Origin of the sequence: Microbispora sp. NBRC 16548 (assembly GCF_030268985.1) — a bacterium.
Taxonomy (GTDB): Bacteria; Actinomycetota; Actinomycetes; order Streptosporangiales; family Streptosporangiaceae; genus Microbispora; species Microbispora catharanthi.
In genome coordinates this window covers 228075-248228 of the sequence record NZ_BSSF01000003.1, presented here as the reverse complement: position 1 = coordinate 248228, position 20154 = coordinate 228075, and the positions used below count along the sequence as shown (strand labels likewise).

Annotated in this window: 20 protein-coding genes; 10 read left to right on the top strand and 10 right to left on the bottom strand. The window is 69.7% G+C overall.

What is annotated here, in order from left to right; translation table 11 throughout:
* Positions 1-60 precede the first annotated feature (60 nt).
* Complete coding sequence (locus QSK36_RS09050; protein WP_352239954.1) at positions 61-1011, bottom strand: DUF2218 domain-containing protein; 951 nt, start codon at positions 1009-1011, stop codon at positions 61-63.
* Between the two features lie 117 nt (positions 1012-1128).
* On the opposite strand from QSK36_RS09050, the gene QSK36_RS09040 reads away from it, so the two are divergent.
* The gene (locus QSK36_RS09040; protein ID WP_285782028.1) at positions 1129-1740 is read left to right on the top strand and encodes an ArsR/SmtB family transcription factor; all 612 of its coding nucleotides are present in this window, start codon (positions 1129-1131) and stop codon (positions 1738-1740) included.
* On the opposite strand, the gene QSK36_RS09035 is transcribed toward QSK36_RS09040, so the two are convergent.
* Complete coding sequence (locus QSK36_RS09035) at positions 1668-3014, bottom strand: phosphotransferase (protein WP_285782027.1); 1347 nt, start codon at positions 3012-3014, stop codon at positions 1668-1670. The genes QSK36_RS09040 and QSK36_RS09035 overlap by 73 nt on opposite strands.
* A gap of 180 nt (positions 3015-3194) precedes the next feature.
* Here QSK36_RS09035 and QSK36_RS09030 point away from each other — a divergent pair, with 180 nt between their 5' ends.
* Both QSK36_RS09030 and QSK36_RS09025 read left to right on the top strand, forming a co-directional pair.
* Positions 3195-3707, top strand: a complete 513-nt coding sequence (locus QSK36_RS09030; RefSeq protein ID WP_285782026.1) for an ATP-binding protein — start codon at positions 3195-3197, stop codon at positions 3705-3707.
* A gap of 15 nt (positions 3708-3722) precedes the next feature.
* Entirely contained in the window at positions 3723-4142 is a 420-nt protein-coding gene (locus QSK36_RS09025) for an ester cyclase (protein ID WP_285782025.1), read from the top strand.
* A gap of 64 nt (positions 4143-4206) precedes the next feature.
* Here QSK36_RS09025 and QSK36_RS09020 read toward each other — a convergent pair whose 3' ends face one another.
* The gene (locus tag QSK36_RS09020; RefSeq protein ID WP_285782024.1) at positions 4207-4974 is read right to left on the bottom strand and encodes a group II truncated hemoglobin; all 768 of its coding nucleotides are present in this window, start codon (positions 4972-4974) and stop codon (positions 4207-4209) included.
* 94 nt (positions 4975-5068) lie between these two features.
* Positions 5069-6112 (bottom strand): LysR family transcriptional regulator, encoded by a 1044-nt coding sequence (locus tag QSK36_RS09015; RefSeq protein WP_352239951.1) that lies wholly within the window; start codon positions 6110-6112, stop codon positions 5069-5071.
* Positions 6113-6130: 18 nt separating this feature from the next.
* Here QSK36_RS09015 and QSK36_RS09010 point away from each other — a divergent pair, with 18 nt between their 5' ends.
* Positions 6131-7369: an MFS transporter gene (locus QSK36_RS09010; protein ID WP_285782023.1), complete on the top strand. Its 1239-nt coding sequence runs from the start codon at positions 6131-6133 to the stop codon at positions 7367-7369.
* Between the two features lie 54 nt (positions 7370-7423).
* Here QSK36_RS09010 and QSK36_RS09005 read toward each other — a convergent pair whose 3' ends face one another.
* Complete coding sequence (locus QSK36_RS09005) at positions 7424-8347, bottom strand: alpha/beta hydrolase (RefSeq protein ID WP_285782022.1); 924 nt, start codon at positions 8345-8347, stop codon at positions 7424-7426.
* Positions 8348-8564: 217 nt separating this feature from the next.
* Positions 8565-10292 carry a nitroreductase/quinone reductase family protein gene (locus QSK36_RS09000; protein ID WP_285782021.1) on the bottom strand — a complete coding sequence of 576 codons (1728 nt, stop codon included), beginning with the start codon at positions 10290-10292 and terminating at the stop codon, positions 8565-8567.
* Positions 10293-10920: 628 nt separating this feature from the next.
* Between QSK36_RS09000 and QSK36_RS08995 the strand changes: the two genes are divergently transcribed.
* The 3 genes from QSK36_RS08995 to QSK36_RS08985 all read left to right on the top strand — a co-directional run bounded on the left by QSK36_RS08995 (position 10921) and on the right by QSK36_RS08985 (position 13221).
* Positions 10921-11556 carry a dienelactone hydrolase family protein gene (locus tag QSK36_RS08995; RefSeq protein ID WP_285782020.1) on the top strand — a complete coding sequence of 212 codons (636 nt, stop codon included), beginning with the start codon at positions 10921-10923 and terminating at the stop codon, positions 11554-11556.
* Positions 11557-11982: 426 nt separating this feature from the next.
* Positions 11983-12408 carry a VOC family protein gene (locus QSK36_RS08990; RefSeq protein WP_285782303.1) on the top strand — a complete coding sequence of 142 codons (426 nt, stop codon included), beginning with the start codon at positions 11983-11985 and terminating at the stop codon, positions 12406-12408.
* 156 nt (positions 12409-12564) lie between these two features.
* Complete coding sequence (locus tag QSK36_RS08985; RefSeq protein ID WP_285782019.1) at positions 12565-13221, top strand: nucleotidyltransferase domain-containing protein; 657 nt, start codon at positions 12565-12567, stop codon at positions 13219-13221.
* 148 nt (positions 13222-13369) lie between these two features.
* Here the strand turns inward: QSK36_RS08985 and QSK36_RS08980 are convergent, their stop codons facing one another.
* Together QSK36_RS08980 and QSK36_RS08975 are read right to left on the bottom strand one after the other, a co-directional pair.
* Positions 13370-14539 (bottom strand): ATP-binding cassette domain-containing protein, encoded by a 1170-nt coding sequence (locus QSK36_RS08980; protein ID WP_285782018.1) that lies wholly within the window; start codon positions 14537-14539, stop codon positions 13370-13372.
* A gap of 114 nt (positions 14540-14653) precedes the next feature.
* Entirely contained in the window at positions 14654-15520 is an 867-nt protein-coding gene (locus QSK36_RS08975) for an RNA polymerase sigma-70 factor (protein WP_285782017.1), read from the bottom strand.
* A 270-nt stretch (positions 15521-15790) separates the two neighbouring features.
* Here QSK36_RS08975 and QSK36_RS08970 point away from each other — a divergent pair, with 270 nt between their 5' ends.
* Together QSK36_RS08970 and QSK36_RS08965 are read left to right on the top strand one after the other, a co-directional pair.
* Entirely contained in the window at positions 15791-16276 is a 486-nt protein-coding gene (locus QSK36_RS08970) for a carboxymuconolactone decarboxylase family protein (protein ID WP_285782016.1), read from the top strand.
* A gap of 258 nt (positions 16277-16534) precedes the next feature.
* Positions 16535-17647: an ABC transporter substrate-binding protein gene (locus QSK36_RS08965; RefSeq protein WP_285782015.1), complete on the top strand. Its 1113-nt coding sequence runs from the start codon at positions 16535-16537 to the stop codon at positions 17645-17647.
* Between the two features lie 219 nt (positions 17648-17866).
* Here the strand turns inward: QSK36_RS08965 and QSK36_RS08960 are convergent, their stop codons facing one another.
* Positions 17867-18820 carry a diacylglycerol/lipid kinase family protein gene (locus tag QSK36_RS08960; RefSeq protein ID WP_285782014.1) on the bottom strand — a complete coding sequence of 318 codons (954 nt, stop codon included), beginning with the start codon at positions 18818-18820 and terminating at the stop codon, positions 17867-17869.
* A 29-nt stretch (positions 18821-18849) separates the two neighbouring features.
* On the bottom strand, positions 18850-19245 hold the full coding sequence (locus tag QSK36_RS08955) for a DUF3224 domain-containing protein (protein WP_183532193.1): 396 nt from the start codon (positions 19243-19245) through the stop codon (positions 18850-18852).
* Positions 19246-19445: 200 nt separating this feature from the next.
* Here QSK36_RS08955 and QSK36_RS08950 point away from each other — a divergent pair, with 200 nt between their 5' ends.
* On the top strand, positions 19446-20132 hold the full coding sequence (locus QSK36_RS08950; protein ID WP_183532195.1) for an ATP-binding protein: 687 nt from the start codon (positions 19446-19448) through the stop codon (positions 20130-20132).
* The last annotated feature ends 22 nt before the right edge of the window (positions 20133-20154 follow it).

The window sequence follows — 20154 nt, the reverse complement described above, 5'->3', positions numbered from 1 at the left end:
GCACGCCTGCGCGGCCGGTCGACGCCCGCGCCCGCGGGGTGATTGGGCGGCCCCTGCGGGTCAGCTCACCCGCCGGGCGATCGTGACGCCGTCGCGCACCGGCAGCATCACCGACTCGACCCGGCTGTCCTGTGCGATCATGTCGTTCAGGCGGCGTACGGCCACCTGCGCGTCCCCCTGGAAGGCCGGGTCGAACACGCGCCCGCCCTGGAACACGTTGTCGAGCACGACCAGGCCGCCGGGGCTCAGCCGCGTCACCACCTCCTCGTAGTAATCCGGGTAGCTCTCCTTGTCGGCGTCGATGAAGGCGAAACCGACGACCGGCTCGGCCGGAAGCGCGCGCAGCGTCTCCAGCGCCGGCCCGATCCGCAGGTCGATGCGGTCGGCAACCCCCGCGCGCTCCCAGTAGTTCCTGGCGATCGACGTCCACTCCGTGCTCACGTCGCACGCCAGCAGCCGCCCGTCCGGCGGCAGCCCCCGCGCGATGCAGATCGAGGAGTAGCCGGTGAACACCCCCACCTCCACGGCCAGGCGGGCACCCGACATGCGCGCCAGCATCGTCAGCAGGGCGCCCTCGTCGTGCGAGACCTGCATGCCGGCCGCGCCGCCCGTCTCCTCCCGCGTCCTGACCACCAGATCCCGCAGCACCTCGTCCACGGGGGAGCAGTGCGTGAGCAGGTAGTCGTCCACGACGGGGGACAGGGTCCACGCCGCGTCACCCCCGATCGGCGGCGACCAGTCGACCACGAGCTCCTCCTGGGTGGCGAACCGCAGCAGGTGACGGGTGACCACGTCCCGCACGCCGAGCAGCGCCTCCTCGGCAGCCGCGGTCGCGATCATCTCGAACCCGCCGCCGCGCGGCCGCAGCACGCAATGCCCGGACCGCAGCTCGATCACCGCCCGGCCGTCGCCGCCGAGCACGGTCTCCACCTTGTGGCCCATGTGCGACACGAGCTGCTTGATGTAGCGCTCGGCCCTGTCGGTGACGACGTACGCCGTCGAATGAGGCATCGGCTTCCTCCATGTGACACATCAAGCGTCGAGACTTTTCGACGCTTCCGGCCCGGCGATTCTGCTGGCCCGTCCACCCGTTTGTCAAAGCATCGACGATCCTCGACACTTTCTCCCGTGAACGACGAGACGGCGACCGGGGAGCACCCCGCCACACCCCCGCACGAGCCCGACCTCCTGGAGCTACGTACCCCCGCCCAGTTCAAGGCTCTCGGCCACCCCGTCCGTCACCGCATCGTCAACCTGCTCCGCCAGCGCCCCGCGACGCTCGGGGAGCTGGCCGCGGCACTGCGGGCCGCCAAGGGCACCATCGGCTACCACGTCCGCGTCCTGCGCGAAGCCGGCATCGTCCGCCTCGCCGGCACCCGGCACGTACGCGGCGGCACCGAACAGACCCTCGCCCTGGTCAGCCGGGGCTTCCGGCTGCACGAGGAGGCCGCGGCCGGCCCCGACTTCCTCGTCAGGGCCGCCCTCGCCGAGATGCTGCCTGCCCGGCCCGGCCAGGCCGAGCACACCCTGCTGAACCACCTCTGGCTCACCCAGCAGGAGGCCCACGCGCTCATCGCCCGTCTCCGCGACCTCCTGCCCGCTCCCGGCCGCACCCCGCCGAGCACCCCGCCCCCCGGCGGCGAGCCGTACGGGCTGCTGCTCTCGCTCTATCCCGCCGACATCCCGACCCTGCCGCCCTGCCCCTCCGACGAGAGCGCCGCCAGGAACAGCACCTCATGACGCGCGATATGCGCGCTGTCGGTGAGATACAGCAGATCGTGCCCCTCCGCGACATGAGCGGCGAACGCCTCGTGACCCGCCGCCGCCTCCGCACGCATGTGGGCGACCAGATGCTCCAGCCGCGCCCGCGCGGTCCGCGTCAGCGCCTCCCGGTCCTCCACTCCAAGCCGATAGGCATCGGCGAACACACGCAGCCGCCGCGCCTGCTCCTCCACTCCCGGAGCGCTCTCGTCACGGCCGGGATCATGCAACGGCACGAACCGGTAGGCGGCATAGGCCACATCCCACACCCGCGGCCCCGGATGCGCGGTGTCGAAGTCGATGAACGCCACCGGCCGCCCCTCCCGGAACACGCAGTTGTACGGCGCCACGTCACCATGGCAGACCACCTCGGCCGGAGCGCGTGGCGGAAAGTACCATTCGGCGCCCTCCGGAGGCGCGAAACCCACCGTCGCGTCGTGATAGTCCCGCAGCAACGCCCCGGCCTCGGCCAGCGCCTCATCCGTCATCGCGTACGCCGGCAGGGGATAGTTCGGCACCTCACCCGGGAGGAAATCCAGCACCTCCCGGCCCTCGCCGTCGCACCCGTGGGCTCTCGGCGCGCCGCCGAACCCTGCCGCCGCCAAATGATCCAGCAGAGCGTGCACCGCCGGCGTCCACCGGCGGGCCGGCCGGCGCACCGTGCCCCCGACCCGCACGACACGGTTGACCCCACCCCCGGTCAGCTCCTCCTCGCGCCCCCCGGGCAAACGCGTTCCGGCCGGACCGGCGAGCGCCGCGCGCAGCCTCTCCGCGAGGTCGGCCGCCTGCCGCAGCGACCACGGGATCACCCCGTTCTCCGTCATCAGCGCGTGGAACTGCTGCCGCTCGTACGGAATCCCGGGCGGCAGCGGCGCGATGTGCCAGTGCAGGTGGGCGTTGCCCTGCCCGCTGCCCAGTGACAGCAGATACGTACGCTCCGAGGGGACGACCGCCTCGACCGCCAGGGCGACCCGGCGCACCGTCCGCATCAGCCGCACGTACGCCTCCTCGTCCAGGTCGCGAACCACATGCTCGACGTGGGCCTTCGGCGCCACCAGGACCTTCCCCGGCAACGTCGGGTAACGGTCGAGAAACGCGATGTGAAGATCGTCTTCGAACACGACCTGTTCGAAGACGTACGCGGGGTCGCCCGCCACCACCGCGCAGACGAAACAGGGACCACCCCTGACACGCCGCACGTACGCGGCGACATCGAAGTCTTCCCTGGCGTGGGGGAGCCGCCCATCCGACATGCCGTGATCGTACGAGACCTGGAGCGGGGAAACGCCGTTGCACGGCCGGGGGAGCGCCGGCGACACTCCCGAGGTGGCCGATCACCCGCCCCCGGACGGACGCGCCGGACCAGAGCGCGGCCCCCTGCCCCCACCGGGACCTCGCCGGACCTACCGGACCTCACCGGGGGAGGATGAGGTATGAACCCCGGCGTGGAAGTCGCGGCCATGACGAGCCGGGAGGTCGCCGTCCTCATCGGGCTGCAGGCATCCGGCAAGACCACCTTCTACCGGCAGCGCCTGGCGGCGACGCACGCCCACGTCAGCAAGGACAACTGGCCGAACGCCCGCCACCGGCAGCGACGCCAGCTCCGGGTCGTCGCCGAGACACTGGAGGAGGGGCGGAACGTGGCCGTGGACAACACCAATCCCTCCCCGGAGGAGTGGGGCCCGCTCATCGTCGCGGCGAAAGAACACGGCGCCCGGGTCGTGGCCTACTGGTTCCCTCCCGACCTCACCGCGTCCCTGGACCGCAACGCGCGGCGACCCGGCCGCGCGCGGGTGCCCCAGGTCGGCATCCACGCCACGGTGAAACGCCTCCGCCGCCCACGCCCGTCGGACGGATTCGACGCGATCCACACGGTGACCTTCGACGACCAGGGCGGCTTCGATGTACGAGACGACAACGCCCCTTCCGAGGGCATCCATCGATAGGGGAGGATCGACATCGTGGGCGAAGCCCGCCGGGTGCGAGACAGGTACAACGCCGCGTTCAATGCGCACGACATTGACGCGCTGCTCGGCACGGTCAGCCCTGACGGGGCGTTCCTCACCCCGGAAGGCATGGCCGAGGGCCGTGAGGAACTGGGCTCCTACCTGGAGGAGTTCTGGGCGGCCTTCCCCGACGTGCACACGGTGGTCCTGGAGTCGTTCGACGTCGACGACGTGACGGTCGACGAGCTGGTGCTCCTCGGCACCCACAAGGGGCGTTACCTGGGACCGGGCGGCAGGGTCATCCCGCCGACAGGCCGTCCGCTGAATCTCCGCTGCTGCTATGTCTGCGCCATCGAGAACGGGCTGATCGTCAGCCTGCGCCTCTACTTCGACCAGCTGGAGCTGCTGGCCCAGCTCGGCGTGCCGCTCATGTGACCCACCGCGTCGATGTCCGGTACCGCCCCGGCGGGGATCGACGACCCCCGCCGGCCTCGTCAGATCACGACGTAGGGGAGTAGGGCGGGGCCACACCCCAGCCCCAGCGGGGAACGGGAGCCTGCTGCGGAGGGCGGGCACCGGGCTGGGAGTTGGCGAACGCGAGGCGGGTGCCCCACTCGATGTAGCTCGCGAAGGCGGCGCGGAACTCGGGGTCCGCCGGCAGGCCGACCACGTCGGCCGCGTCCATGAGGAGATTCACCCATCGGCGGCGCTGAGGTTCGGTGATGGCCTTGCCGAGGTGCTGGACCAGCATGTGGTGGTAGCCGCCCCGCTCGGCGGTGTAACGGGACGGCCCGCCGAAGACCTCCGACAGCCACATCGCGACGTACTTGGGGTGTCCCGGGTCCATGTGGGCGAAGAGGGGACCGATCAGATCGTCGTTGAGAACCTGCTCGTAGAACGTCTCGGTGAGCCGCTCGAACGCCTCGGTGCCACCCGCCCAGTCGTACAGGCTCGGGACCGAGGAGCCGGTGCCGCGCACGGCGGTGCGCTCGTAGTGCCGCATCTCCTCGATCTGCCGGACGTAGGGTTTGATCGCGGAGAAGAACGCCCCGAAGTGCTCGCCACCGCGGAAACCCTGCAGGTGATCATCGGCCGAGGCCCACGTGATGCGCAGGATGTACCACTCGGGCTCATCCACACACCGGGACAGTTCGTAGTCCACACACTGCGGCGCGGCCGCCAGGGGAACCGCGGCACGTTCGTAGGCGGCCTCGAACTCTTCCGCGTCCCGCTGGTCGATCCGGTAGCGGATGTACTCGACGATCATGTGAGCATCGCCCCGGGGGCCGTGCTGTCGAAAGATAAGATCATGATTGCATTGTAATCATGTAACTCCCATTAGGGTGCGTAGGCGACGACAGTCACGCGGAGTCCGCGGAGTCAGTGCGAATCAGCTCAAGGAAGGCCGTGGCCGCCGGGGACGGCCGGTTGTCCCAGATCAGGTACTCCACCCGTGTGGGAGCATCGCGAAGACGAATGACGCGCAGGTCGGGAAAGCGCGGCGCGTACGCGGCAGGCAGCATGCCCACGCCGAGGCCCTGCCGCACCAGATCGACCATGAGCTCGGCGGACGACACCTCGAAAGGCACCTCACGTCGCACCCCCGCGGCCGCGAAGGCCTCGTCCGACTGCGCTCGACCAGCCGCGCCGACACGGAAGTCGATGAACGGTTCGTCCGCCAGGCTCCGCAGATCCACCTCGTTCTCCACCCGGTGGTAATCGGGCGCGACCACGGCGACCAACTCACCTCCGCCGAGGCGGCGACTCTGGACGCCCTTGGGTTCCGCACGCGGCGGCAGGCCGAGGAACGCGACGTCGACGCCACCCTGCCGGACCCGCTCGACCAGCTCATCGCTGCCCGCCGCGGCGAGCGTGATATGCACCCGCGGATAGCGCCGACGATAGTCCCTCAAGGCGGCCGGCAGGTCGACGGCCGTCACCGTGGGGATGGTGCCGACGGCGAGCCGCCCGCGGATCTCCCCGACGGCGGCCGCCACCTCGGCACGCGCGCGGTCCGCGGCCTCCAGACACTCCCGGGCAGCGGCGAGGAACGCCTCTCCGGCCGGCGTCAGCCGTACACGCCGGCTGGTCCGCTCGAACAACCGCGCGCCCAGCTCCCGCTCCAAAGCGGCGATCTGATGACTGAGCGCCGACTGCACCACACGGCAGCGCTCGGCCGCCCGGGTGAAGTTCCTGGTCTCCGCGACCGCCACGGCATACCTCAGCTGCTGCAGCTCCACCCAACCATAGTGAATCACGATCGATACCGATGAAAAGTATGTGTTGGACTCATCGATCGGTGGTCGCGCACCCTTGTCGATGTGGGCGGCCGTTGAGCTCTCGGCCGCCGGCGACCACTTCCGCCGCGCCGAGCGGCCAGGCGCCACCGGCCGGCGGACGATCAACCATCAGAGAGAACAAAATTGGTCACCTACGACACACACGCGCACTCGACCTTGAGAGCATGGCTAGGCGTCGCGGCCATCACCGCCAGCCTCTTCGTCTTCCTCACGACCGAGCTGATGCCCGTCGGCCTGCTCACTCCCATAAGCGCAAGCCTGCGCATATCCGTGGGCACCGCCGGGCTGATGGTCACTCTGTACGGTGTCTCGGCCGGGCTCGGCGTGCCTTTCATCGTGGCATGGACCAGGCGCGTCAACCGACGCGTCCTGCTGTCCACGCTCCTGGCGACACTGACCCTGGGCAACACGATCACCGCCATCTCGCCGAACTATCCGCTGGTCCTGACAACACGGCTCATCATGGGCTTCGCCAGCGGGGTGTTCTGGGCCATAGGCGTGAGCATGGCGATGCGCCTTGTTCGGGAACGCCACGCGAGCAGGGCGGCCGCGATCGTGATGTCCGGAATCTCGATCGCCGCGGTCGTGGGCATACCACTGGGAACAGCCCTGGAAAGCCTCACCAGCTGGCGAACCACGTTCCTGATCTGGGCCGGCCTCAGCGCGCTGGTGTTCCTCGCGGTCGTCGCCGTCGTTCCCTCCCTGCCGTCGACGAACGCGGTCTCGGTGCGGGAAGTCTTCGGGCTCCCGCTGAAGAACGTGCCGCTACGTCTGGTGCTGTTCACCGTCGTACTCTTCGTGCTCGGCCATTTCGGCGCGTACACGTTCGTGCGCCCCTACCTGGAGCAAAGCGCATCCGCCACGCCCTTCTTCATCACCGCGGCGCTGATGGTCTACGGCGCGGGAGGCGCGGCCGGGAACTTCGTCGCCGGATACACGGTGAACAGAAATCCGCGGGGCGGCTTCATCGTCGGCTGCGCGGGACTCGTGACGTCCCTGCTGTTGTTGCTCACGATCGCTCACGGGCACGCAGGGTCGATCATCACGCTGATTCTGTGGGGCGTTTCCTTCGGCGTCGTCCAGCTCTCCCAGGTCAACATGACGCAAGCCGCCGCGCCCGCCACCTTCGAAGCCGCGATGTCACTCAACACCATGGCGTACAACACGTCCATCGCCCTCGGGGCGCTTTCCGGCGGACTGATCGCCGATCACCTGGGCGTCACGAAGGTCGTCTGGTTCGGTGTGGCGCTGACAGCGGCTTCGCTGCTCCTCACGCTCGGCACCCGCCGGAAGACCTCGTGCACCGTCCCCGACGATGCGTCGGCGCCCACCCGCAAACAGGCGGCCCCGGACCGGCCCTGAGCCGCGCGGTGGCGGCGGCCGGTGCGAGGCGGCGGCCCAGGGCCGGGGCCGGTCCTACTCCGCCGGCGTGGGCGCCGCGCCCCCGGTGCGAACGCGCTGACCGAGGAAGAGAGCCGCGCGGTCCAGTGCCTCGTCCGCCTCGTCCAGGACACCGGCGAACGACTGGAACACATGCGGCACGTCGGCGGTGATGTCCAGGATGACATCCACTCCGGCCGCCCTGGCGCGCTCGGCCAGGCGCGTGGAGTCGTCCAGCAGGATCTCATTGGTGCCCACCTGGAGCAGCATCGGGGGGAAGCCGGTCAGATCGGCGAGGACGGCCGGGCTGAGCAGGGGCTGGTGCGGGTCGGCTCCGGCGAGATACATGGCCCCGGTGTGTTCGACCGCCTCGCGGGTGAAGATCGGGTCGATGCCTTCCTTGGTGTCCATGCTCTCGCCCGTCCGGGTGGCGTCGAGGCCCGGAGAGAACGCCACGATGGCGGCGGGCAGCGGAAGACCCGCGTCGCGGGCGGCGAGGCAGGTGGTGACGGTGAGGCCGCCGCCGGCGGAGTCGCCGACGAACGCGATCGTCGAGGGATCTCTGCCGCTGTCGAGGAGGGCGCGATAGGCGCCCAGGGTGTCTTCGATCGCGGCCGGGAACGGATGCTCGGGGGCAAGCCGATAGTCCACCGAGTACGCCCCGAAGCCAGTCTTGGCCACCAGGTTTCCCGTCAGCGACAGGGCGGTCTCAGGAGAGCCGAAGACCCAGCCGCCCCCGTGGAAGTACAGGATCGTCCCGGCGCGGCGCCCGTCGTCCGGCTCGACATGCAGTGCGGGCCGGGCGCCCAGCGTCGTCTGCGTGACGCGGATGTCGCCGGGCACGATCATCTGGGCCATCATCGCCTTGAACCCGGCTCGGATCGCCTCGACCGAACGGGGGCCACCGGGCCGGGGCTGTCGCAGCATCGCGTCGATCTGAGCGCGCTGTTCCCTGCTCATGGGTGTACTCCCGCCGTAAGTAGCTTCCACTGCACTATATTCCTTGGAAACTATATCAGCGGTGACACGGTCGGCCTCCCGGGCTTCTTCACCAACCCCGCAAGAGACGTGGGTCCCGAGGTGACCGCCCGAGCAGCGCGATTCTCGAGCGTCCCTCTCGGGATGGGGCGCTGAGCCGGTTGTTCTGCTCGGGCGGTCAGGGGCGTCTATGGGCTGATCAGCGCAGCCTCGTGCCCCCTGCCCGGGTTTCAGCGACCCAGTCGGTGAGGCGGCGCAGGAACGTCATGGCGATGGGGGGTGGGTCCTGTGCCATCACGCTCGCGTGAAACGCGTGCGGCATGCCCTCATACAGGTCGAGGGTCACGTCGACACCGGCGGCCGAGGCGGCTGCGGCGAAGCGACGGGTGTCGTCCAGCAGCACCTCTGCGGTGCCGGCCACGAGCAGGAGCGGAGGCAGGCCGTGCAGGTCGCCGTGCAGCGGAGACTGAGGAGCCTGATCGGCGCGGGCCCCCGCCAGATACTGGGCGGTGACGTGTTCGGCGACACGGCGGCTGATCACATCCCGGCCGTCGTTGGTGTCCAGGGACCGGCTGGACAGGGTCAGATCGGTCAGCGGGGAAAACGCGACGGCCGCGCCGGGTAGGGGATCGCCCGCCTGTCTGAGCGCCAGCAGCGCCGACAGGACGAGCGTGCCGCCCGACGACTCGCCGCACACGATGATGCGATCGGCGGGAACGCCTTGCTCCAGCAGGCTCCGGTAGACGGCCACGACGTCGTCCAAGGCGGCGGGATACGGATGGTCGGGAGCCAGGCGCTGGTCCACCCTGAACGCGGGACGCCGGGTGGCCTGCGACAGGCGGCAGGCCATGAGAGGCTCCAGCGTCGGCTGGGAGTGCTCGAAGCCGCCTCCGTGCACGTACAGCGTGACGCCGTCCTCGGTGGCCGACCCTTCGGCGGCGCTGACCCACTGTCCTGGTACGCCTCCGGTATGAGCGAGCGCGGGCGTCACGTCGGCGGCGAGCGCCGGGGTGCGGGTGAACAGAGCCCGGATCGCGGCCGTCACGGCAGCGTTGTCGTCGGAGGTGGTGGGGACGCGCGTGACATTCAGATGATCCTCGTGCCGGGGCGGCAGTGCGTTCAACAGGGGGACCAGGTGCCGTTCTTCATAGGAGAGATGGTTTTCGATCTGCGCGACGAGCCGGTCCACCTCGGTCAGCAGGTCGGCCGGTCCCGCTGAGAGCAGCTTCTGCAGGTCGTCGAGGAGGCGGTCCAGGACCGCGTGCTCGGCGTGCAGACGATCAAGGACCGCGTCGAGTTCGGGGTGGCGGTCACGCAGGTGCGGAAACAGCTGGCCGCTTTCCGCGGTGTGGTGGTGGCGCAGCCCACCGCACACGGCCAGGCAATTGACCCGCAACTGCGCGCCCACACGCGGGCCCGAGACGGCGGCGTCGGCGCGGATGAGGGCCAGTTCCCGCCGGAAGGCGTCGTGGATCGCCTTCAGCACCTCGCCTTCCGGAAGGTCCGGGAAGGAACCGGAGTGCGGAGTCAACGCGACGACGGGCAGGACGCGGCCGGACTTCGCCTGATAGTCGGCCCAGCCGGAGTCCGCTTCCACAGCACGGGCGAAGAGCCGCTCGCGTTCCTCGCCTTCCAGAACAGCGGCCTCGGCCTCGATCGTGAAGACGCCCGTCTCCACGGTGACGTGAGGGTCGGCACGCACATTGTGATACCAGGCCGGGTGGTGCGGCGCACCGCCGGCCGAGGCGATGACCAGCATGCGGCCCCCCTCGTCATGCAGGTAGCCGAGCGGGACGGTGTGGCGGGCCCCCGAGCGGGCGCCGGTGGTGGTCAGGAGGAGCAGCCTGGCTCCCTCGAAAGGGCCGCCCACTTTTCCGCGGTTCGCGCGGAATTCCTGAATGATCTGCTGGTTGAAGTCGTACGGCATTCTCTGCTTTCTTGTTTCGGGCATGGCGAATCGACCGCGTCGCCGAATGAGGGCCGGCGGTTATGAATGAATGACGGAAACGCGCACGGCAAAGGGGCGGCGTGGCGGCGATTTCGCCAACGCCGAGGGGCTGCCGATACGCGGGCGCGCAAATACGCGGGAAGAAGAATTCCGAATCAGGAGGTCGCAGATGCGGCGGGCCTCGCGCCCGCCCGGCCCTCACGCCGTGGCCGGGTGCCTCACTCGCTTGTGGCCCATGGCCGACCCGGCAGTCACGGTTTTCACGTTATCGTCACCTCAGGAATGTGGCAACACCACATCTGTACCCATTCGTGACGTGGTGGGGGAGGAGCCCTGCCTTGCGGGATCCGTGATAAGTTCGCTATCGCCGCGCATCGCCGCGAACTGAGGAGGTGAGACCGATCAACGCTGTGACAGGTCGGGGCTCCCTCCTTCGCATGGCCTAGGGGAGTGCCCGCAGTAGGCATCCCGAAAGGCGTGAATCGCATTGCGCTTCATATCTGAGACGTCATACGACGGCGTCCGCGAACAACTCTTCACCCTCGATGAGATCCCTGGCGCGCTCTGGACGCCGGAAGGCGCCGCCGGCGCTCGGCCCCTCATTCTGATGGGTCACGGCGGCGGCCGGCACAAGAAGGCCCCCGACGTCGTGACCCGGGCGCGCCGCTTCGTGGTCGAGTGTGGTTTCGCGGCGGCCGCGGTGGACGTGCCCGGCCACGGCGACCGGCCGAAGGACGAGAGGTACGACAAGATCGCGACCGAGAACCAGGCTCGCGTGGCGGCCGGGGAGGAGCCGGCTCCGCTGATCGCCGGTTTCCAGGCGCTCGTGGCTCGCCAGACCGTCCCGGAGTGGCGAGCGGCGCTGACGGCGCTCCAGCGACTTGAGCACGTGGGCGTCGGCCCGGTGGGCTACTGGGGTGTGTCGTTGGGGTGCGGGCTCGGCGTTCCGTTCGTCGCGGCCGAACCCCGGGTCCGTGCGGCGGTGCTGGGCCTGGGCGGGGCGCTGGCATCGGCCGAGGCCGCGGCGCGGATCACCGTCCCCGTGGAGTTCCTGCTGCAGTGGGACGACGAGCGGGTGCCGCGGGCCCAGGGCCTGGCACTGTTCGACGCCCTGGCCTCGGTCGAGAAGACGCTGCACGCCAACCCCGGCAAGCATGGGGAGATCCCCGAGTTCGAGACCGACAGCTCGCTACGGTTCTTCAGGCGGCACCTCGGTCAGGGCCACCGCCTCGTCGCTCCCTGACCAGGCCGGCAAGCGGGGGAGCGGCGCGCCAGCGACCTGGATCGGCCGAGGGATCGAGATCGCCGGAGCGAGCCGGCCCGGGCCGCAGATAGATAGCCAAGGTGTTCGTGCCGTATGACCGGCATCCTCATGCGGTGCGAACAGCAGCCGATCCAGCAGCCGCAGGGTCATCGACAGAGAGACCGGACATGACCGCCTATACCGGACAGAATTCACCTTCTGTCCGGTATAGGACCGCATAGGCGTCTTTGTCCCATAAAGGGGGCCTTTGTCGTACCAGAGGAGGGGTGGGCGCCCGGTGGTGACGGCCAGAAGCAAGATCTTGGGACCCGGGTGTCGAGAATGTGGCACCGGCTCCGTCTCAGGTACGCCGGTGGCCACGACGGGCCCGTGCGACAAAGGAGGACCACCATGACGATTCAGCGGATGGACAACGTCGGCATTGTCGTCGACGACCTTGAGGCCGCCATCGCGTTCTTCGTAGAACTCGGCATGGAGCTGGAGGGTAAGGCGCTGATCGAGGGGCGTTGGGCGGCACGTCTCGTCGGGCTCGACGACCAACGAGTCGACATCGCGATGATGCGGACCCCGGACGGCCACGGGCGAATCGAGCTGGCGAAGTACCACACGCCGGCGGCGGTCAGCGGCGTGCCGGAGGACGCCCCGGCGAACACGCTGGGCATTCGCCGCATCATGTTCGCCGTCGACGACATCGACGACGGCATCGCCCGCCTGCGCACTCACGGCGCCGAACTCGTCGGCGAGGTGGCGCAGTATCAGGACGCCTACCGGCTCTGCTACATCCGCGGCCCCGAGGGCATCGTCGTCGCACTGGCCGAGCAGATCGACTGACGGCCTCGTCGCGGCGACAGCGCAGAGATGGTGTCATGTGCACTTCGAAGGGCGTTGCGAAACTCCAGGTCATCCGCCCTTCGAGCCCCTTCCGGCGTTGCTCGATAATGAACATTATGTCAAGTTAGCTACTCTGGCCACTCCTCCAGGGTGCCGATGGGCGGTTCGGGCGTTCAGGCCGACCAGGGAGACGAGCACAGCATGAGGACGATCGTTGCTCCGTACGGGCGTTGGGAACCGGCGACGCCCGCACAGGTCGCCTCGCTCCTTTCCGCGATGCCGTGTCCATGGTGGGTCGCCGGCGGGTTCGCCATCGAACTCGCCGTCGGCCATCACATACGTGATCACGGCGACATCGACGTGGTGATGCTGCGCCCGGATCAGCACCACCTCTGCGACGCCCTGCGCGGCTGGGAGTATTGGGCGGCCGACCCACCGGGTGTCCTACGCGCCTGGGAGCCCACGGAAACCCTGCCCGGCCCCGTGCACGACATCTGGTGCCGCCCCGGGCCGGATGAACCGTGGCGGATCCAGGTGATTTTCGATGAGGCGAGCAACGGCCAGTGGATATCGCGACGAGATCCCGGCATCCGCTGCCCAGTGACCGAAATCGGGAAGGTCAGCCCGGACGGTATCCCCTACCTCGCGCCCGAGATCCAGCTGTTCTACAAGGCCAGACAACCTCGGCCGAAGGACCAGATCGACTTCCTCGCGATCCTGCCCCACCTCACCACGTCACAACGACGCTGGCTCAGCGAGGCCCTGGCGCACAGTTTCGGCACACACCCCTGGCAAGAACGGCTCGCGTGCTGACCCGGGCGCCGCTGGTCAGCATCTCGGTCGCGTGACAGATCGACTCAGGCAGGACGCGACCGGACTCCCCGGTGCCGGTGCGGTGCCCTCGGTGCGAGCGGCCGATCCGGCGACTACACAGCGTGACCACTCCCCTCTCCCCCGCTGGTCAGCCGCTCGCGCCCGCGTGCATGAGCGCGACGTACCCCTCCTCCAGCGAGGGCTGGACCGGTACGGCGCGAGGATGGGGCCGGGCGGGGCTGACGAGACGGTAGTGGGTGCCGTCGGAGCGGCTGATGGCGGAGACGACGACGCCGGTGGCGGGTGGCGGTCCCTGGCCGACCAGTTCCCAGGTGACGCCTTCGGCCTGCTGGGCGATGTCGGCGACCGGGCCGTTGAAGACGACCCGGCCGCGAGCCATGACGGCGGTGTCGCGGCAGGTCTGGGCGACGTCCTCGACGATGTGGGTGCTGAGCAGCACGGTGCGGCCGGCGGCGATGGAGGCCAGGAGCGTGCGGAAGCGGATGCGCTCCTCGGGGTCGAGGCCGGCGGTGGGTTCGTCGACCACGACCAGGGCGGGGTCGCCGAGCAGGGCCTGTGCGATGCCGACGCGGCGGCGCATGCCGCCGGAGAAGCCGCGGAGCTTGCGGGTGGCGGCGCCGGTCAGGCCGACCATGTCGAGGAGCTCCCCGATCTGGCGGCGGCGGGCGATGGTGTCGTCGAGTCCTTTGAGCAGGCCGACGTAGTCGAGGAACTCCTGGGCCGACAGGTCCGGGTAGAGGCCCAGGTCCTGGGGCAGGTAGCCGAGCCGGCGTTGTACGGCCAGGCGGCCGCTTCTGGTGGTGAGGTCGTGGCCGCCGACGCCGGTGAACAGCCTGCTTTTGACCGTGCTGACAGGGATGTCCAGGATGTGGGAGATCTCGGCGTGGGACAGGCCGGCGGACAGGGCGAGGGTGAGGACTTCCCGGTGGGTGGCGGGTAGTGCGGTGAGCGCGGCGGCGACGGCGGCGGTGTCGGCGCGGGCGAGGGCCACGACTTCGGGGTCTGGTTCGGTGGATGGGAGGGGGGCGGGGCGGCCGCCGTTCATGCGTTTGAGTGCTTGGCGGCGGCAGATGCCGTACAGCCGGGTGCGGGACGGTGGAGCGGCGTTCGTAGGATCCGGCGGAGCGCCAGACGGCGATGAAGGTTCCTGCAGGGCCTCCTCGGCGGCGCCGCGGTCGCGTAGCAGTCCTTCGGCGTAGGCGAGCAGGGCGTGGGCGTGCCGGGTGTAGAGCTGTTCGAAGGCATGGTCGTCACCGGTGGCGACCAGTCGCAGCAGCCGGAGGTCCGTGTCGTCCATTGTTTGTGGGTACTGTGCCGGGTCGCGGGGGTTCGGGCGCGAGGTGCTGTGATGTGCGTCACGGTCGTCGTCGCAGTCGCTCCGGGTGGCCGCGTTGCCGGCGGGGCGCCGGGCTTAGCGGCTCATCGTGGTCTCCCGCTCCATGCGCGACAGCTTTTCGGGGTTGCGTACGGCGTAGAGCCCGGTGATGAGGCCCTCGTCGATGCGCACCGTGATGACGGTGTCGATGTCGCCGTCGAGCCGGACGACCAGGGCGGGGTGGCCGTTGACGTGTGCCGGTTGCAGCGAGGCCGCGGGGGTGATCCTGCTCAGCACGTGGGCCACCTTGCCGGCCCCCACGACGGGCGCCGACGCGGCCTGCTTGAGTCCGCCGCCGTCTGTCAGGAGGACGACGTCGGGGGCGAGGATGTCGAGCAGGCGTTGCAGGTCGCCGGTCTCGACCGCCTGCTGGAAGGCCTGGAGCGCGGCTCGGGTCGCGTTCGGGGAGACGACGTCGCGGGGACGGCGGGCGGCGACGTGCGCGCGTGCCCGGTGGGCGATCTGGCGGACGGCGGCCTGGCTCTTGCCGACGGCTTCGGCGATCTCGTCGTAATCCAGGTCGAACACCTCACGCAGCACGAACACCGCCCGCTCGGTCGGTGCGAGCGTCTCCAGCACCAGCAGCATCGCCATCGAGACGCTGTCGGCCAGCTCGACGTCCTCGGCCACATCCGGCGCGGTCAGCAACGGCTCGGGCAACCACGGCCCGACATAAGACTCCCTGCGCCGGCCTAGCGTACGCAACCGTTTCAATGCCTGGCGGGTGGCGATCCGCACCAGGTAGGCACGCTGATCCCGCACCGTCCCGAGGTCGACGCCCGCCCATCGCAGCCAGGTGTCCTGCAGCACGTCCTCGGCGTCGGCGGCCGAACCGAGCATCTCGTAGGCGACGGTGAACAAAAGATTGCGATGGGCGACGAACACCTCCGTGGCCAGGTCCATGGCGGAGTCCATGCGGCTGTCACGAGCGAGGGGCCCTGCTGTGTCCGTCGGTCGCTCGCCGCGTTCGCTCATCGCTGGTTCCTGTCTGTCGGTTCCCGACTGTGCCATGCATAAGAGGCCGGTCCTCACCGCTGTGTGACAGCCGTGTTCGGTGACACACGTCACAGGGCCGTGTTGTCACAGGGATCGGGTCGCCGGGATCTCTTGCTCGTCAGGACGCCGCGCCGCCGATCGGCGCGGTACGCCACGTCGCGAGTGAGGACCACCGTCATGGAACCCCGTATCGACCTGATGGCCAACGAGCTCGGCGCCAGGATCGCCAAGCGGATCTACACCGTCGCCCTGGCGATCCAGCAGTCGCCACTCCCCCAGGCCACCCAGGACCTGGTGATGCTGCGCGCCAGCCAGATCAACGGCTGCGGTTTCTGCATCGACTGCCACACCAAGGACGCCATGGCGGCCGGGGAGAGCGCGGTCCGGCTCCACCTGGTCGCCGCCTGGCGCGAGTCCACCGTGTTCACCGAGGCCGAGCAGGCCGCGCTGGCGCTCACCGAGGAGGGCACTCGGATCGCCGACGCGCACCACGGCGTGTCCGACGAGACCTGGGACCGGGTGCGCAAGCATTACGACGACGACCAGATCGTCGCGCTGGTGTCCCTGATCGCCATGATCAATGCCAACAACCGGCTCAACGTGATCGTGCGCAACCCGGGCGGCTCCTATGAACCCGGCATGTTCGCCGGCATGGCGAGCTGAAAGAAACGTCATGGTGGAAACCCTTCGCCGTGACTTCGGTGGCGACGTCATCGAACCGGGAGCGGCGAAGGGCACCGGCCTTGGGGAACACGCTCCTTGGCCTTTCATCCGCACCGGTTGGCGGTGGTGGATGCAATAACCGGCATGATCACCCGGAAGCCCGCTAGGGCGACGATGGGATGGACGCGTACTATCGGGCCTTGCCACTCTGCGATCCGGGCATAGTGCAACGAGTCGTTACATTGGAGACGCCAGCGCATGGACAGGCCACCGTCGCCACCTGGAGCGGAGCGGGCTGACGGATCGTTCGTCCAGATCGGCGCTCTCGTTCCGCTGACTCGGCCTGGTTGGGTCGAGGCAGGCAGGCACTTGCTCGCTGGACTCGAGTTGGCCGTTCGCGAAGTCAATGACGCCGGCGGGATCGTGGGACGACCACTCGAGCTGGTGGTGCGAGACACCGCGGCTGATCCGCACAGGGCCGCGGCGGCCGTGGATGAATTGGCGCGCCTGGGCGTGGTTGCCTTGGCGGGGGAATATCACAGCGTCGTCGCCCGTGCCGCCGCCGCCAGGGCCGACGCCCTCGGCCTGCCGTTCCTCTGCTCGTCGGCGGTTCTCGACGCGCTCACCGAACGGCCGACGGAATGGGTCGCGCGCCTCGCCCCGGCGCAGTCCCACGGCTGGCGGATCTACGCGGACTTCCTCCTCCGCGCGGGCCACAGGCGCATCGTCGTAGCAGCCGAGTCGAGTGTCTACTGGGCGGCTGGGGCCCGCGTTCTGCGGGACCACCTCGCTCCACGCGGCGGCACCGTCATCGAACTCGACGTGCGCGGGCGCACCCCCAGGGCCGTGTGTGACGAACTCGTCGACAGTCGCGCGACAGCCCTCCTTCTTCTGGTGGGCCATCCGGAGCCGGCAGTGCCGATCGTCAAGTCTGTGCGCCGCGACCAGCGTCTCGCCGAGATCATGATCGGTGCTCCGGCCGGGCAACCGGAGTTCGCCGAATGGGCGATGTTGCTGGGCGACGACGGTGCGGCGATCCCGTTCTTGCGCTACCTGCCCGAGCGCCTCAGCCCACTCGGTGCACGAGTCGAGACGGCCCTCCGCGAGCGGCTGGCCGAAGCGCCCTCCTTCGTCGCCTTCGAGGGGTACGACGCGGTCGCCGTCCTCGCCGATGTGCTGCGTTCCCAGGGCGTGGACCGGGCGCGCACTGCCGGATCCTGGCCGCGCGTCGCGGTCGAAGGCACCCGGGGGCAGATCCGCTTCTCCCGCACGCCAGGTATCAGCGTGTGGCAATGGGCGTGGACGCCGATCCAGGTCGTTGATCGTGATCCGGCGGATCCCGGTCGCTTTCGGATCCTTCACACCGGCTGAGAGAGCACAGGTGATCGGCGGGTGCCTGGCGGCGGTCTGGACGACCGGGCCTGCAAGCGGCCTTTGCTGTCGGCGGTAGGGCTGCGGCCCGGTCGCGGCCTCCGATGACGACGGCTTGTGTAGGCCTCGCGGACAGGCGGGGCCGTTCGAGGCGCCCGGCCAGTTCGGACGGTTGGCGTCGTCCCTGGACCGGGCGCGGAGCGTCCGGGACTCGCGTGGTCAGGCGGGGGTTTCGGGCAGGCAGACCGTGATGGCCTGGGGCACGACTTTGACCGTGATGCGCTTGACCCGGTCGCGGGCTCCCCCGTCCAGTTCGTACGCCATGGGAGTGCGGAGTTTGACCGATACCTTCCGGGCGCGGGTGATGCGGACGAAGGGGGATTTCTCGGCGTTGCCGGCGCTCATGCGGCCAAGGGTGCGGGCCCATTGGATGGGGCCTTCCGCGGTGGAGACGCCGACTTCGAGCCAGCCGTCGTCGTAGCGGGCGTCTTCGAAGACGTCGATGCCGCCGGTGACGGTGCCGACGTTGCCGACGAGTACGCAGCTGGCGTCGCCCTCGAACCAGTCGTTGTCGTCGATCTTGATCTTCATGGGGGTCACGGCGCCACCGACGTGGCGCAGGCCGGTCCAGACGTAGGCGAAGCGGCCGAGGCGGTCCTTGAGGCCGCGGTCGGCGTCGGCGATCATCTCGGCGTCGAAGCCGACGCCCGCCATGACCGCGAAGTGCTCGCCGTTGATCTTGCCGAGGTCGAGTTTGGCGCGGCGGCCCTCGAAGCCGATCCGTACGGCCTCGGGGAGGTCTTCGGGGATGCCGAGGTTGCGGGCGAGGAGGTTGGCGGTCCCGGCGGGGACGATGGCGACGGCGGCGTCGCTGCCGGCGAGGGCGTCGACGCAGCGTTGCACGGTGCCGTCGCCGCCCCAGAGGAAGAACAGCTCGGCGCCGTCCTTGAGGGCCTGGCGGACCTTCTTGGGGGCCTTCTTGCTCTTGGGGACCTCATACCAGAGCAGGTCGTCGACGTCGTAGCCGGTGATGAGCTTGCGGAGCTCGTCGAGGCCGCCGCCGACGGTCTTCTTGCGGTGCGCGATGACGGCGACGCGGGGTACCGGGGTTCTGGGGGTGGCAGGCGCGGCGGCGGGGTCGTCCGCGGGCCGCCGGTCAGCGGATTTCACCATGGACCGGCGGCTACCCGGATGGGGGCCGATTAGGCCTCGGGGAGGGTGTAGTCGAGGAGGTAGTGGTGGCCGTCCTCCGCGCGGATGGTGCCCTCGCCGGTGAGGCCGGCCAGTTCGCCGGTGCCGCTGGTGGGGACGATCTGCCATTTCATCCACTGTTCGCCGTTGTGGCTGGCCGCGCTGTGCTGGAGTGCGAAGGTGCCCTTGCGGCCGTGGAGGGTGCCTTCGACGTGTTCGACGCCGACGTAGGCGGCGGGCCCGTCAGGGGTGACGACGGTGAGGATTTCGGTGGTGCTGGTGCCGACAAGGTCGCCGTGGAAGGTCTTGGTGATGTGGTTGCGGCCGAAGGTGGCGCCTTCCTTCTCCTCGATGGCCAGGTCGGTCCAGTTGGTGATGTCGAAGGTGCCGGTGGCGTGTCCGTTCATATGTCCAGCGTGCCGCGTGTTCCTGTCACCTCCTGTCAGGTACGGCGGTGTCACGTGGGTGAGCGGCAGGAGAAAGTTAGGCGAATGCCGTGAAGCCCGTCACTTTGCAGCCGTTCATGACAGATGATCGGAGGCATGGGTTTTCCCCGACCGGCCGTCCCGGTCCTCGCCGGCCGGTTCGTCCAGGCCCGGCCGGCGCGATGCTGATCTCCCCCTTCCCTTCGCAGGAGGGCCGCAGGACGGCGTACAAGGTGTTCGGGTCGGCCGCGACCGCCCCGCGCCGGGCGCGCGCGTTCGTGCGGTGCCAGTTGCGGGGGTGGGAGCTCGCGGATCTGGCCGAGACGGCGGAGCTGGTCGTCTCCGAGCTGGTGACGAACGCGGTGCGGGCGACGGACGCCGTGGTCAGCCCGCCGGTGGCCTCGTCGATGTTCCCGGTGGCCCTGCGTACGGTGGCGCTGCGGGTCCGGGTGGCGCCGGGGCGGCGCAGCCTGTTCATCGAGGTGTGGGACGTCAGCGAGCGCGAGCCGGTGCCGCATGGCGAGGGGGGAGGCGAGCTGCGCGAGAGCGGCCGGGGGCTCGCGCTGGTCGGCAGTCTGGCCCGGCGCTGGGGCCACTATTCGGCGCCGGATCGCGGCAAGATCGTATGGTGTGAGCTGGCCATCTCGCCGGTGGAGGGGTCGCGTCCGCCGGGGGCGGCGGCTGCTCCGGCCGCCGGTTCCGCGCCGCGCGGGCGGCCGGAGGCGGCGGGGGCGTTGGCGGGAGCGCTGCCGCGGCGGGTGCGGCGGCATCCGGTGGGCGCGCGGGCCGACGGCCCGGACGAGGCGACGTTGCTGCGGGTGCTGGAGGGCCTGCGGGCGCTGGACGTGTCGGGCCCCGACCGCCGCTGAGGCGAGGCCGAGTGAATGTGCG

Coding starts and splice junctions, on each gene's coding strand:
- QSK36_RS09050 (WP_352239954.1), bottom strand. CDS start 1,011: ATGCCTCATTCGACGGCGTACGTCGTCACCGACAGGGCCGAGCGCTAC.
- QSK36_RS09035 (WP_285782027.1), bottom strand. CDS start 3,014: ATGTCGGATGGGCGGCTCCCCCACGCCAGGGAAGACTTCGATGTCGCC.
- QSK36_RS09030 (WP_285782026.1), top strand. CDS start 3,195: ATGAACCCCGGCGTGGAAGTCGCGGCCATGACGAGCCGGGAGGTCGCC.
- QSK36_RS09020 (WP_285782024.1), bottom strand. CDS start 4,974: ATGATCGTCGAGTACATCCGCTACCGGATCGACCAGCGGGACGCGGAA.
- QSK36_RS09005 (WP_285782022.1), bottom strand. CDS start 8,347: ATGAGCAGGGAACAGCGCGCTCAGATCGACGCGATGCTGCGACAGCCC.
- QSK36_RS09000 (WP_285782021.1), bottom strand. CDS start 10,292: ATGCCGTACGACTTCAACCAGCAGATCATTCAGGAATTCCGCGCGAAC.
- QSK36_RS08995 (WP_285782020.1), top strand. CDS start 10,921: ATGGGTCACGGCGGCGGCCGGCACAAGAAGGCCCCCGACGTCGTGACC.
- QSK36_RS08990 (WP_285782303.1), top strand. CDS start 11,983: ATGGACAACGTCGGCATTGTCGTCGACGACCTTGAGGCCGCCATCGCG.
- QSK36_RS08985 (WP_285782019.1), top strand. CDS start 12,565: ATGGGCGGTTCGGGCGTTCAGGCCGACCAGGGAGACGAGCACAGCATG.
- QSK36_RS08980 (WP_285782018.1), bottom strand. CDS start 14,539: ATGGACGACACGGACCTCCGGCTGCTGCGACTGGTCGCCACCGGTGAC.
- QSK36_RS08975 (WP_285782017.1), bottom strand. CDS start 15,520: ATGGACCTGGCCACGGAGGTGTTCGTCGCCCATCGCAATCTTTTGTTC.
- QSK36_RS08970 (WP_285782016.1), top strand. CDS start 15,791: ATGGAACCCCGTATCGACCTGATGGCCAACGAGCTCGGCGCCAGGATC.
- QSK36_RS08965 (WP_285782015.1), top strand. CDS start 16,535: ATGGACAGGCCACCGTCGCCACCTGGAGCGGAGCGGGCTGACGGATCG.
- QSK36_RS08960 (WP_285782014.1), bottom strand. CDS start 18,820: ATGGTGAAATCCGCTGACCGGCGGCCCGCGGACGACCCCGCCGCCGCG.
- QSK36_RS08955 (WP_183532193.1), bottom strand. CDS start 19,245: ATGAACGGACACGCCACCGGCACCTTCGACATCACCAACTGGACCGAC.
- QSK36_RS08950 (WP_183532195.1), top strand. CDS start 19,446: ATGCTGATCTCCCCCTTCCCTTCGCAGGAGGGCCGCAGGACGGCGTAC.